Annotated in this window: 11 protein-coding genes and 3 pseudogenes; 3 read left to right on the top strand and 11 right to left on the bottom strand. The window is 34.4% G+C overall.

Annotated elements, in window-relative coordinates; genetic code table 11:
- Positions 1–23: 23 nt before the first annotated feature.
- From ACM6HU_RS01860 to ACM6HU_RS01850, 3 genes are all read right to left on the bottom strand, one after another.
- Positions 24–1,145 (bottom strand): PepSY-associated TM helix domain-containing protein, encoded by a 1,122-nt coding sequence (locus ACM6HU_RS01860; RefSeq protein ID WP_016133098.1) that lies wholly within the window; start codon positions 1,143–1,145, stop codon positions 24–26.
- Positions 1,146–1,376: 231 nt separating this feature from the next.
- A complete protein-coding gene (tsaA, locus tag ACM6HU_RS01855; protein ID WP_016115468.1) occupies positions 1,377–1,835 on the bottom strand; it encodes a tRNA (N6-threonylcarbamoyladenosine(37)-N6)-methyltransferase TrmO in 459 nt (152 codons plus the stop codon).
- A gap of 68 nt (positions 1,836–1,903) precedes the next feature.
- Positions 1,904–2,458 carry a CGNR zinc finger domain-containing protein gene (locus ACM6HU_RS01850; RefSeq protein ID WP_016115469.1) on the bottom strand — a complete coding sequence of 185 codons (555 nt, stop codon included), beginning with the start codon at positions 2,456–2,458 and terminating at the stop codon, positions 1,904–1,906.
- Positions 2,459–2,563: 105 nt separating this feature from the next.
- Between ACM6HU_RS01850 and ACM6HU_RS01845 the strand changes: the two genes are divergently transcribed.
- Entirely contained in the window at positions 2,564–3,748 is a 1,185-nt protein-coding gene (locus ACM6HU_RS01845; protein ID WP_016115470.1) for an MDR family MFS transporter, read from the top strand.
- Positions 3,749–3,798: 50 nt separating this feature from the next.
- Here ACM6HU_RS01845 and ACM6HU_RS01840 read toward each other — a convergent pair.
- Both ACM6HU_RS01840 and ACM6HU_RS01835 read right to left on the bottom strand, forming a co-directional pair.
- Positions 3,799–4,050, bottom strand: a pseudogene (locus tag ACM6HU_RS01840) (GNAT family N-acetyltransferase); the annotation flags it as partial.
- Between the two features lie 86 nt (positions 4,051–4,136).
- Positions 4,137–5,009: a YitT family protein gene (locus ACM6HU_RS01835; protein WP_016115471.1), complete on the bottom strand. Its 873-nt coding sequence runs from the start codon at positions 5,007–5,009 to the stop codon at positions 4,137–4,139.
- Positions 5,010–5,245: 236 nt separating this feature from the next.
- Between ACM6HU_RS01835 and ACM6HU_RS01830 the strand changes: the two are divergent.
- Positions 5,246–5,377, top strand: a pseudogene (locus ACM6HU_RS01830) (DUF3267 domain-containing protein); the annotation flags it as partial.
- Positions 5,378–5,695: 318 nt separating this feature from the next.
- Here the strand turns inward: ACM6HU_RS01830 and ACM6HU_RS01825 are convergent.
- The 4 genes and pseudogenes from ACM6HU_RS01825 to ACM6HU_RS01810 form a co-directional block, all read right to left on the bottom strand.
- Positions 5,696–7,132: a YcdB/YcdC domain-containing protein gene (locus ACM6HU_RS01825; RefSeq protein WP_016115472.1), complete on the bottom strand. Its 1,437-nt coding sequence runs from the start codon at positions 7,130–7,132 to the stop codon at positions 5,696–5,698.
- Positions 7,133–7,398: 266 nt separating this feature from the next.
- A pseudogene (locus ACM6HU_RS01820) lies at positions 7,399–7,776 on the bottom strand (MaoC family dehydratase N-terminal domain-containing protein).
- A gap of 208 nt (positions 7,777–7,984) precedes the next feature.
- On the bottom strand, positions 7,985–8,410 hold the full coding sequence (locus tag ACM6HU_RS01815; protein WP_016115474.1) for a hypothetical protein: 426 nt from the start codon (positions 8,408–8,410) through the stop codon (positions 7,985–7,987).
- A 62-nt stretch (positions 8,411–8,472) separates the two neighbouring features.
- Positions 8,473–8,577, bottom strand: coding sequence for an MBL fold metallo-hydrolase (locus ACM6HU_RS01810; protein ID WP_340861714.1), 105 nt, complete (start codon positions 8,575–8,577; stop codon positions 8,473–8,475).
- 578 nt (positions 8,578–9,155) lie between these two features.
- Here ACM6HU_RS01810 and ACM6HU_RS01805 point away from each other — a divergent pair.
- Positions 9,156–10,826 (top strand): ribonuclease J, encoded by a 1,671-nt coding sequence (locus ACM6HU_RS01805; RefSeq protein WP_016115475.1) that lies wholly within the window; start codon positions 9,156–9,158, stop codon positions 10,824–10,826.
- 271 nt (positions 10,827–11,097) lie between these two features.
- Here the strand turns inward: ACM6HU_RS01805 and ACM6HU_RS01800 are convergent, their stop codons facing one another.
- A complete protein-coding gene (locus tag ACM6HU_RS01800; protein WP_016115476.1) occupies positions 11,098–11,469 on the bottom strand; it encodes a MerR family transcriptional regulator in 372 nt (123 codons plus the stop codon).
- 524 nt (positions 11,470–11,993) lie between these two features.
- On the bottom strand, positions 11,994–12,326 hold the full coding sequence (locus tag ACM6HU_RS01795) for a nitrous oxide-stimulated promoter family protein (protein ID WP_016115477.1): 333 nt from the start codon (positions 12,324–12,326) through the stop codon (positions 11,994–11,996).
- Positions 12,327–12,554: the final 228 nt, after the last annotated feature.

Raw genomic sequence — 12,554 nt, 5'->3', positions numbered from 1 at the left:
TGCAAAGTTTGTAACATACGACCCTATGCTGCAGTTACTGAATTTCCTTTCTGCTCTCTCCTATTCTTTTTCTTATACCACCACATATATATTCCAGTAAACATTAAAATAGATGGAGTAAGTCCACCGATTACATATAAGACTTTTGTAAATATTCCACCAAATGTCCCTGTATGTAACGGAAGATGCCAAGTTTGATAGGTAAGTCCACGATCTACATTGGGATCCATCTTTGCGATTACTTTTCCACTATACTGGTCCATCCACACCTTTACATTCCCGTTTCCTGGATCATACGAACGGCTCATACGAATTTCGATAGCCCCTTCTGCCTTTCCTTGTTTCACCTTCTCCGGAATTCTCACTTGCATAATTGTTCCTTCTGGCACTTCTTTTTCAGCTGTATGTAATAATCGATCAAGAGGAAGCTTTCCACCTGAAAGGGGTTTAGAAATTAGCTGTTCTTTCGCTGGCATCACAGTAGCCTTTGCACCAAACCATCCAAAAATAGTTTTATCATACACAAAAAGACCACCCGTTAACGAAACGATAAGTAAAAATGGAACAGAAACAGCACCAATAACTCTATGTAGATCAAATTGCTTTACATATTGATTCCTGCTTTGACGAATAATAAATCCACGCATCCATTTTCTGATTCCAGGCCACCATAAATATAACCCTGATAAAATAATAAAAAAGAAAATAAATCCAATTATACCTACAATCTCTTTCCCCTTAAAATCATTAAGAAGTAAATGATAATGAAGTTCACCTACTTGATTAAAAAATGCTTTTTCTCCTAATTCTCCATTAATTTTACCGCTACCTGGATCAATATAAATTTCTTGTTTTTCTTTTCCTTCTTTCACTCGAAATAAGTAAACACCTTGGGCACTTGGTTCATCAGGTGTATACACACGTTGAATATCACCTTTTGGGTGTTCTGCTGCTATAGTTTGAATTGCTTTCTCATAAGTAACCTTTTCCCCTTCTGTTACTCTGTATAAATCAGGATGTAATATACGATTTAGCTCGTGTTCAAAAACAAGTAAACTTCCTGTCAATCCAATTAGTACAATAAACATCCCAGCTATCATACTAAGGTATAGATGAATCTTCCTAATCACCTTTCGTACTTTCATACATATCCCCCTTAATTTATGAAAATCAAATTAATATTAAAGAGAATAATTATCATTGTCAATAACGAAAAGTTAGTTTACTTTTTCTTTTTAACCAGTTACATATTTCTTCAAAAATGAGTAATCCATAAATAGACAAATAAAGAAAGAGAAAATTGAAATATACATTCCGTTTCTCTCTTTCTTTGTTTAGCTAACAATTTGATAATGTATCAATCTATAAGTACTGTTTTAGAAATAATTCTTCATTAGCTCACTCATCCAATTCGGAACACGAACATTCTCTCTCACATCAAATGCAGCAATATATGGTTTTACATCTAAAATAGCTGTTTGATCATTAGCATCTAACCCTTTTACTGTAATAATATTGTTTTTAATTTCTAATATTTCAACAGTAGTAATTCCAATTGGATTCGGACGATACTTTGTCCTTTGTGCAAAACATCCCTTTTCATCAAAGTCACTTAATCCTCTTGGTCTTCTAATCCATGATTTGTCGTTTTCTTCCTGAAAATCATTCATATAGAAAATAATAGTGGCATGAGAATATTCATCAAGGCCAATTAATCCTTCAATATATTCTGGGTATATCCTAATATTAGAAATAACATTTCCCCAATTACTATATACTTTTTCATCGATAGAAGAATGTACCTCTCCAATTTTCACCATATTAATATTACTCATTATTTACACCTTCTTTTTTATACAGTAACTTATTTTCTTGCTTTAACAATTAAAGTCGTCGGTAACATTCACATCATATAACCTGAGCGTCCTTTTCTCTTCGCCCGATAATTTTTCACTTTCGCAATCGTACCACACGCTCTCCCATCTTTACCTCCAGCATACATACCACACCAACGTTTACTCCCATTACGAGAATAATCATAAAAAACCCAGCGGCAATCTGGACATGCTTTTAACCGGCTCCATCTCTTTTGATCAATAGCAACCAAAATACTTTGTAAAATCATCGTATACAAATTTTCTTCTCCAATTGGTTCATATGCAACAGAATCCATATTCTCTGTCACACATACTCGAAACGGATACTTTCCAAACCATTCTTGTAGTGTCCCTTTCTCCTCAACCACGAAACGAATTCCATCTCTAAATTGCTTCAGCTCATCCAACGTACCAAAAGAGAGTTCCTCATCAAAATGGTTTCTCATAAATTGAAGTACATCATCTATTGTATTAAGCTCATCTACCTGCTTCCTTGTATCATTTGGAATTCTCCATGTATTTAAAAAATTTCTTACAACTTCTAATTGTCCTGGTGCCTCTTGGCCGTGACTCAAATTCATTCACCATCTTTCTAAAATTTACTTTTTTCTGACTTTATGTATAATTATAATATAAAACAGTTAACCATTAAAAATTTTTAACGGTTACATTCCAGGAGGGATTTTATGAAAAACTTTTCAATACCCATACGTTTTATACTCATTTCTTCCTTTTTCATGGCATTTGGATACTTTGCTGTGTATGCCTTTCTCGCTATTTATTTATCAAGTTTTTTATACTTTTCTGCCATGCAAGTAGGAACAATTTTAACAATTATGACTATCACATCACGAGTTATCCCTTTATTTTCTGGTATCATTGCCGACAAAGTAGGCTATATGATTATGATGATATCTGGTTTACTATTAAGAGGCATTGGCTTTATTTGTTTAGGGATATTTTCAGAGTTTCATACTATTTCAATTTCTGCTTCACTAATTGGGTTCGGAACTGCATTTTATGAACCCGCTGCACGCGCTGTATTTGCCTCACAACCTGCTCGTATCCGAAAAGATTTATTTACATACTTAAATCTCGCTTTTAACAGCGGAGCTATTATCGGCCCAATTGCTGGCAGCCTGTTACTCATATGGAATCCTTTGTATCCATTTATACTTACTGGATCACTCATGTTATTATTTGCTGTCCTTTTTTATCCTCTTAGAAGTCACTTTCAAGTCTCTACGGAAAATGTACAGCTCTTATCTGGATTTAAAGCCGTTATTGAAAATAAACATTTTCTCTCATTCTCAGGCATCATGATTTTCTTTTACATTATGTTCACTCAACTTACTGTTGCTCTTCCTCTTCATATGACCAACATCAGTCATAATGAAAAATTAGGAGGAATTGTTATTACAATGAATGCTATTACAGGCGTTTTATTTATGATTGCTTTTAGGAAAATCTTTCACAAATACACTACACTATCGATTGTAAAATATGGCGTTCTATTAATGGGAATTTCTTTTTTACTAATCCCCTTATTTCAAGATCCGTATTGGCTATTTGTTTGTGTTATTTTATTTACAATTGGTGAAACACTTGTATTACCTAATGCTGACATTACAATCGCGAATTACAGTAATGAATCTTATACAGCTACATATTTTGGTTTTTACCAGCTATCTCTCGCTGCCGGATTTATGATTGGAAACTATACAGGAACATGGCTTACATCACAGATGCAAGAGACATATACACCTTGGTTTATTTTGGGAACACTTGGTGTTATAGGTTTTATTTTGCTTCATATTTTAAAAAATATGGAGCAAAAACACGAAAAAGAGATGATTCATACAGGATTATAAACGTATATAATGCAATGAAAAGCACCGTCCAGTCTATTGAACGGTGCTTTTCATAAAAAATTATAATTTTTTAACATTTTAGAATTAGTCAATTTAACACCTTTACGTTCTACGGTTTGTGAACAAACCATTTTGTAGCCTCCAAGTTCAAAAAATGGCTTAGCTGTAATACTTGCTTCTGTATCAATTTCTAAAAGATTTAATTTCTTCGTCTCAGATTCAAGCATATCAACTAAAGCTGTGGCTATACCTTGTCCTTGATAATCTTTATGAACATACAGTCTATCTAAGTGTCCATTATGCAGTGAACTTTATTTCAAATCCATAATAATATCCAGTATAAAAAACACCTTTTAGTAAAACTAAAAGATGTTTTTTTGTGAAACCATTAATGAATATCATGTTTTTTGAAATTACCGCCTTTTACTTCTGCTACGTCATATACGGTAATAAAGGCATTTTCATCAATTTCATGAATGAGTTCTTTCATTTTACTTTCTTCTAAACGGTTAATGACACAAGTGATTTCTTTAAATTGTTCCTTTGAATAACCGCCGTAAACTTCATTATACGTTGCACTTCGACCTAAGCGATCTCGAATTGTTTCTACCATTAATTCAGGTTCCTTTGTGATAATTTTAAAGGTTTTAGAACCACTTAAACCTACTTCAACGATGTGAATTACTTTAGAGGCAATAAAGTAAGCAATTGCCGAAAGAATAGCTCCTTGAAGACCAAATACTGTTGAGACAAAAATAAAGACAAACATGTTTAAAAATAAGATGAGATCACTTGTCCCAAAAGGTAATTTTCGAGAAAGTAATACGGCTAACATATCAATTCCATCTAATGCGCCACCATTACGCAATGCTAACCCCATACCAAAGCCGATGATAATCCCACCAACAACGGTAATTAACAATGTATCACCTTGAATAATAGTTGGTACTTGGTGCATAAGGACAGTACCGATTGCTAGTGAAGCAATACCGATAACCGAATAAACAGCAAAACTTTTACCAATTTGCTTATATCCTAACCAAACAAAAGGGATATTAATGACTGCAATTAGAATTCCTAATGGTAATCCAAATAGTTCTGAGCTAACGATACTTAAGCCCGTCACACCACCATCTGATACGTTGTTTGGGATTAATACTGATTCTAGTCCATACGCTGTTATAAATGCCCCAATAATAATCATTAATGCTCGTAAAACGATTTTTAGTTTATGGGGCTTGTTCTTTTTGATTGTACTCATATAATTTCCTCGCTTCAAACTTTTTTCCTTTTCATTACTACACATTTTTTAATCAGTTAAACTCATTCCTAATAACTATTCTAACACATTTCCATCAGAATATTTCTTGAAGTATTTTGCCTCTTTAAGTAATTTTTTTCACAATCTCTTCTAAAATGTAAAAAAGATATCCAATTTTCTTTTAAGCTGTTATTCAACAAAGTGGCCCGATTGTGGAATTACAGAACGGGCATATTATTAAATCAATCCTATTATTTGTATGTTGGATAAACTCATTAATTTCCTCCTCAGATATCTACAATTCAGTTTTAATTGCAATTAAACCGAAGAACTCAGTTTTTTGCAGAGGTTATTATCAAGTGAAATAGTATTATGTTGGTTTGAAATAAAGTTTGGTCAAAAATACCCCGCAAGCCAGCATTATGCAATAAATAAAAAGCATTCATTTTGAAAAAAGATTTAATCAAAACACGCTCTTAATATTTTCAGTTGGTTCACTCTTTTATAAAAAAGTCTGATCATTCCCTATCTATGTTGCTTCACAATCGCGCCCTTTAATGGAATAACTATCTTAAAATCACTTAATTCTTAATTAACTATAGATTTAGTTGAATAAGAAAACATAGTTATAGTTTGGTTAGTTAATTTTGTCCCTTTGAACCTGTCCAATTTGACGTCATCACATGTTATTTATCTATATTGGAAATAACTGCTCCAGTCATGGCATCAATGTACTGGATGGAGGTCCTGGAATGACAATCACACGCTTGATAAACAAGGATATAGGATTCTGTTTCACTATCATAATTTTTGTTCCAAGCTAATTCAAAATCCAAATGATTGATAAATATTTCACTTGCTTCTTTTTTAGAAATAACCGGTTCAACAGGGATTTGGCTCAATTGTTCCATATCAAAACGCGGTCCACTATAATGATCAACCTGTCCTGTTTGACGATTAACAACAACCATAACTAATTCAAGTTGAATTGGTATACCATGACCGTTATGCATATGGAATGTAAATGATTCTTTCATTGAAGAATCATCCTCTTCTTCCTCGTTTTCTCGAACAATCAGTTGTAGATATCGATAATAATCTGGAACAATCATTTGTAAAAACGCAATGGCTTTTTGATAACATGCCTCACGACTAAGTTTAAGATCGCCACTTCGTTCATTAAACCACATAAAGCTTCTGATTTTACCAGTTTTCTTTGAAATGAAGGCTTTAACTGTATCTTCTGACTGTCTTTTGAAAAAGCCATTTATAGATAAATCTCCTTCCTTCATCTCCCAGTCCCGATCACGCCACACTATGCCCGTTTCTTCTCCCATATCTACTTCACGAATGACTTCCATCCTCTCGGTAATACCAATGATATCTTCAATAGATAAATCTTTTCGTAAGGTCGTACTCGAAGGAGGAGTAAGCAAGACATATGTTTGCGGAGCGTCTTCGTCATGTATAATCGTTAACGTTGGTTTCAAAACGCCAGCTTTATATTTCATAAAAAATTGCTCAGGTTCGTACACAAGACGGAGTCCATCTACTGCTACATCATGAGTAGCAGTATACAACTTTGCAATTGTCAGTTGAAAATTAAGTCTATTTTGTACGTGTTCAACCAGTTTTTCTTTTGAAATCAACGTTTTCGGAATATCAGGAATCCTTTTCACACCTTCATATGTAAAGTTAACAATATTCCCCGCGAGGTCTATATCAATATAACAACCAGCATGTTCTAACGGTAAGTCCATTACGATTTGTTCATAGTAAAAACGGTCTGCACAAGTAATTTCTTTTGTTTTATAGTATGTTAAATCTTTTAATGCTTCAGGATAATGGCTAAGTAAGAATTGTTCGGCACATTCTCTTTTTTCCTCTATATTTAAAGGCATCACATCTGAATTTTTATCGTTATTATCAATTGATAAACCAGTCAAATTACCAGATAAATCCAGGTTAATAGTAATACCCTCATCTTGTTCTTCGTTTGTCCATGAAAACATAGCCTCCCCTTCTCCATTCTCTCGCTCAACATACTCCTCTATGAGAGGTTGAAAATGACTAGGAATTTGGACCATCGATATTGCACGTTTCTTTAATTCTTCTCTTAGCAAGCAAGCCACCTCTGTATTTTTGATATTTCTTTCTCTTTCTCCACTATTTTAATTTTACATTACTTAAAAGAATTGATATACTTTCTTGCATTTTTCTGCTTCTTTGAATAACGTCAGTATAATAACTACTTCGAAACCTTTTCAAAAAATCCCTGCATATTCCACAAAATGGCCCTATAATAGAATAATAAAAATAGAGAAACAGATACAACTTAGCTTATTTTTCTTCAAGTAACGCCCCCGTTGCTTGAAGAAAGTATAAAAATTTAAGGTATTACACCTGAAAAATCCCCTTTTAACACTTCTTTTTCATTCTGATTTTTACATAAAAAAGATGCAATAATAACTGTTCTATTATTTTCTTGCCTTTCGTATTTTTCAATTTTCACTTCACAACTTATTGTATCCCCCGAAAATACAGGTCTTAAAAACTCAAAATTCATAGTACGAGCCAGTACGTTATGATCCCCACCAACTTTTGTTGGTAAAGTTGCCGTTTATAAACCTTGAACTACAAGTCTACCCTGTTCATCTGGGGTTATATGATGAATCCCTTCATCACCTGAAAGCTCTGTAAATAATTCAACATCCCTTACTGTAAAAGTCCGTTCAAATGTAATTATATCTCCTACTTTTAATGGCATATGAATCTCCTTCTGAAGGTTTTATACTGTACACTTAATAATAATCAGAATATTACAACAATACCAAACGATATTCAATAACCCATCCGTTAGTGAAAAAGCGTCTCTGCATGCAGACGGTAGCCTGTTAGTTATACAAGCACGTACTTAAATTTTTCTAAGGGAAATACTAAATATTGAGGTGAGTTCAGTTCATTCTATTGAAGTCTTATCTTGTTGTGAGAAAATCTTGAGGTTTCCAATCTATCGGCTTTATGCTCTTATTCATCCATTTCTTTTGTGCTGCTTGGTATGGGATGGCAGCGATTAAATGATTATTGTGCCAGCTTACTGCTCCGGAACGAATCATTTCATCGAGTAGTATTTGAATAAATTCTTCTAGCTGAAGCTGGAAAGAGTAGCGTGCAAAATCTTGGAACCAACCACACTTTAGTAGGTAGTTATCGATTTCTTCTTTTGCCAATCCGTTTTTAAGGATTAATGTGAATGAAAAAATCCTCTTGCAGGCATGCCATGAAACTTTTTCTGGCATCCTGAGCCACTTTTCAAACCGTTCCCTTGCTGCATCAATAGCAGCGAGAGGATTCTCCATTTGAGGTCCATGTCCTGAATATGCCTGTTGAATCCGGAGCATGGACAATCCTTCCAAACTTTCAATAGATCGTTGGATGGATGCCACACCCTCTCGAAAAATATTTAACCATCGATATCATTTTTGTGAAAAAGATCTCCGCAAATTAATATCTCTTCTACAGGTTCATATAAAGAAATATGCCCTAATGTATGTCCTGGTGTGTACAAGAACTTTCAAGGTTCTACTTCCTGTATTAATCTCATCGTTATCTGAGAGCTTTGTATCGACTCGATAAGGTTCTACAGGCTGCTCTAACCATTCTGCACTACAGGCTTCAGGGTCACAAGAATTAATTAAATCGGCGTCCCATTTATGAGCAGCAATCGTAACAGCATAATTTTTTTGAAGATGATAATTGCCTCCTACATGGTCACTATGCTAGTGCGTGTTTACAATAAGATGTAACTCTTCTGGAGAAACGCCTGTTTCTTTAATTAATTGCTCTGTCTCTTTCGCATCACTTCTGCATAACGATCTTCCATTATCGGGCGTATTTCTTATAAAAGAATTGCGTCTTTATTAAGAATCAAAAACCATGAGTGATTTCAATAGCAGCTGTCTCCACGGGAGGAAAGACCTCGATAACGATGTGAGAAACTAAGACATCAATGTTATAGTCAGTATTTTTAGGAAAAAAACAAGTCTAGAGTTCCCTTTTTTATAGGAAGCTCGAGCATTCGACCCACTGATAAAGGGAAACCCAAAGGGCATACTAAGATTATATTTAAAATGGGAGGATATAAATTTGAGTACAATAGAGAATGCATTATCTATCTTCGCCTTAGGCGGCTTGAATGAAATCGGGAAAAATATGTATGCAATCGAATATTCAAACGATATCGTGATTATCGACTGTGGCAATAAGTTTCCAGATGAAAGTTTATTAGGAATTGATTTGATTATCCCTGATATAGCTTACTTAGTAGAAAATAAAGATAAAGTCAGGGCTTTAATTGTCACACATGGACATGAAGATCATATCGGGGGGATCCCGTTCTTCTTAAAAAAATTGAATGTACCCGTTTATGCCACACGCTTCACACTAGGATTAATTGAAATCAAATTAAAAGAACATAAACTTCTAAGAGAAAGCGAACTTGTTGAAATCAACTCAAACTCAAACTTGACAATCGGAGAAATGAGTGTAAGCTTTTTCAAAGTGACCCATAGTATTCCTGATTGCTTGGGAATGGTCTTTCACACACCAGAGGGTAATATTGTACATACGGGGGACTTCAAGTTCGATTTAACCCCTGCGAATAATGAGAATTCGGATATTCATAAAATGGCTGAAATCGGCAAAGAAGGAGTCTTGCTTCTATTGTCTGAGAGTACCAATGCAGAACGTCCTGGTTTGACCCCATCGGAACAAATGGTAGGTGAACATGTGGAAGCAGCTTTCATGAAAGCCGAACGCAAAGTTATTCTTTCTACCTTTGCTTCAAATATTAGTCGCGTTCAGCAAGTCGTGAATGCAGCGCAAAAAACAAATCGAAAACTTGCGTTGCTTGGACGAAGTATGGTTAAGGTCGTAGCGGTTGCTATGGAACGTGGTTATTTAACAGTTCCATATGGAATGTTAATTGACCCACATGAAATCAATGAAATGGCTCCTGAAAGGGTGGCTATTTTATGCACGGGGAGTCAAGGAGAACCATTGGCTGCTCTTGCTCGCCTGTCCACTGGAAACTTTCGCGGTGTCGACATTTTACCTGAAGATACGGTTATCTTTGCAGCAGGTCCAATACCCGGGAATGAACGAAATGTCACGAGTATCGTAGACAACTTATTTGCACTTGGAGCCAAAGTGATTTATGGATCAGGAAGTACATCCGGAATGCATGTTTCTGGCCATGGTTATCAAGAAGATTTAAAACTAATGCTTACATTAATGAAACCAAAATATTTTATTCCCATTCACGGTGAATTTAGAATGCTACACCATCACCGTTTGTTAGGTGAATCCGTTGGAGTAGAGCAAGGAAACACGTTTATCATCAATAATGGCGATGTCGTCGATATTGAACATACCATTGCCCGTCAGACCCGGAAAATACCGGTTGGGAATACCTACGTAGACGGGGGGGATGTCGATAATATTGGGGAAGTTGTGTTACGAGACCGCAAACAACTTTCAGAGGATGGGATGCTCATGATTGTTTTAACTATGAGCAAAGCGGAAGGAAAACTGATTTCTGAACCCGATACCATTTCTCGTGGATTTGTGGATAGAGATTTCTCGGAACTCCGAAGAGACGTTAATCGACTTACTATAAAAACTGTTAACGAGCTACAAGAAGCAAATAGAAACCAATGGAATGTAATAAAAAAACAAATAAAAAAATCAATACGACAATATGTATATACACATACTAAGAAAAAGCCAATGATTGTTCCTATACTTATTGAAATCTAATAGGGGGAAAGTTTCAAAAAAATGAATTAATTGATCTTCAACAATTGGGCGCAATTCTTGTCCTGTTATAAAAATGTTTTAGACCGAACATCGTTGGTCTGATTAGATTTCTCTATTCTTATTTTTCTAATTTAATAAAATAAAGATTTAGACTGCGGACTAAGTTTCATTTCGTGAAAAAAGTTTTTATTAAAATAAAGTATTAGACTGAATAGCAGATATGCGATTTTTATACGAGAAATATGTAAAGTGACAATAAAATTATTTAATTTTAAAACCTCAAACACGCATAACCCCATGCTGATTTTAGGATGGGGTTAAAATAAAATTGTTTAATTTTTTTAAGGTCTTGAATTTTATGTTGGATGTCCTCTAATTTAAGAACAGTGAAATCATATATGTCACGGCACTTTGCTTCATTGCGATCGACACCCCCTAGCAATTTGTCAATTTCATTTAAGGTAAATCCCAATTCCTGCGTCCGTTTTATGAAATTCAAATGATCGACCGTTTGTAGGGAATACACTCGGTATCCTTTTTCGGTACGATTAGGCTCTGGAATTAAGCCTAATCGTTCATAGAATCGAATGGTCTCCTTGTTAACGCCACACTTTTCAGCCAGTTCTCCAATACGATATTGCATCTATCTCACCTCATATAAAGTATAAACCCTGTACCATAGTACAGGGTCAAGGGAAGTATTATTTACTATATTATCGATCTACTTTCTTAAAATAAACTGTCATTTTTCAATAAGCCTTACTCAACAATATGGCCCAATTGTTGAACAAGAAAAAATCCTGCATATTCACACAGGATTTTTAATCAAACTTTATTATAAATGATCAATCTTTATTATAAATAATCGAACTTTGTTTTAAATAATCTATCTTTTTTATAAAACAACATAAACGATATTTAATGCTTGTTACGGGACTTTGTTTTTGATAATGAGTTTCGGAACTGGTTTTTGACCATCTTTCTGTTAGTTTCGTTAGAACTCAATAAAGTTCCTTAAACGTCCGTTTTTGACTCCTATTGTTAAATCCTTGTTATATGTAAACGACAAATAGACCTAAAGATATAATAAAATTGATTTTTTAGGTCTATTTGTCGTTTACGTTAATAAAAGAAAAAACGGGCTTGTTAGACAACCCGTTTTTTCTTTTAGCTCTTTTTTCTTTTCGGTAAGTCAGGAGCCTTCTTTATCGTGTCAACAACATGCATGACCGCGAAATATGGATGTTTTAAAATCATTTTCGGTCCGCTCTTCTTCATAACATCCTTAACGAAATCTTTCATATCTGGTTTATAACAATGAATTTTGCAATTTTGACATGCTGGCTTCTTCTCTTGAAATGGACATTTTGATAAACGAAAATAAGCATACTCTTTTAACTTCTGACATTCTTCACATATAGTATCTTGTTCATGTTCGTTTTTACAATACATATCAATCATAATGCTAATTGTTTTCTCTTCACGTTCAATTCGATTCATGGCTAGCGCCTCCCGTTCCAAAGTCTCTCCGCTTTGATTGTAAGACTTTTTTAGAGGGTTTCCATGAATTTTTATTGACAGTTTTTCTAATGTTTATCTCTTTCCTACGAATTATTAATGGAGAATGTCCCTACCAATCATAACCAACAGTAAAAGCGAACGCATTAAGATTTAAATAAACATCTTTCTTTTTCTTACGAGCTTCGGATGCTTAAACCACTGGAACAA

The organism is Bacillus sp. IT-79MI2 (genome assembly GCF_949768135.1).
Lineage (GTDB): Bacteria > Bacillota > Bacilli > Bacillales > Bacillaceae_G > Bacillus_A > Bacillus_A pseudomycoides.
Note: the sequence above shows the minus strand (reverse complement) of the source record. Positions and strands in the feature narration are given on the sequence as shown.

What these genes read in the sequence shown, in the direction of transcription:
- tsaA (WP_016115468.1), bottom strand. Translation starts at nt 1,835, where the DNA reads ATGAGTAATATTAATATGGTGAAAATTGGAGAGGTACATTCTTCTATC.
- ACM6HU_RS01850 (WP_016115469.1), bottom strand. Translation starts at nt 2,458, where the DNA reads ATGAATTTGAGTCACGGCCAAGAGGCACCAGGACAATTAGAAGTTGTA.
- ACM6HU_RS01860 (WP_016133098.1), bottom strand. Translation starts at nt 1,145, where the DNA reads ATGAAAGTACGAAAGGTGATTAGGAAGATTCATCTATACCTTAGTATG.
- ACM6HU_RS01845 (WP_016115470.1), top strand. Translation starts at nt 2,564, where the DNA reads ATGAAAAACTTTTCAATACCCATACGTTTTATACTCATTTCTTCCTTT.
- ACM6HU_RS01815 (WP_016115474.1), bottom strand. Translation starts at nt 8,410, where the DNA reads ATGCTCCGGATTCAACAGGCATATTCAGGACATGGACCTCAAATGGAG.
- ACM6HU_RS01800 (WP_016115476.1), bottom strand. Translation starts at nt 11,469, where the DNA reads ATGCAATATCGTATTGGAGAACTGGCTGAAAAGTGTGGCGTTAACAAG.
- ACM6HU_RS01835 (WP_016115471.1), bottom strand. Translation starts at nt 5,009, where the DNA reads ATGAGTACAATCAAAAAGAACAAGCCCCATAAACTAAAAATCGTTTTA.
- ACM6HU_RS01795 (WP_016115477.1), bottom strand. Translation starts at nt 12,326, where the DNA reads ATGAATCGAATTGAACGTGAAGAGAAAACAATTAGCATTATGATTGAT.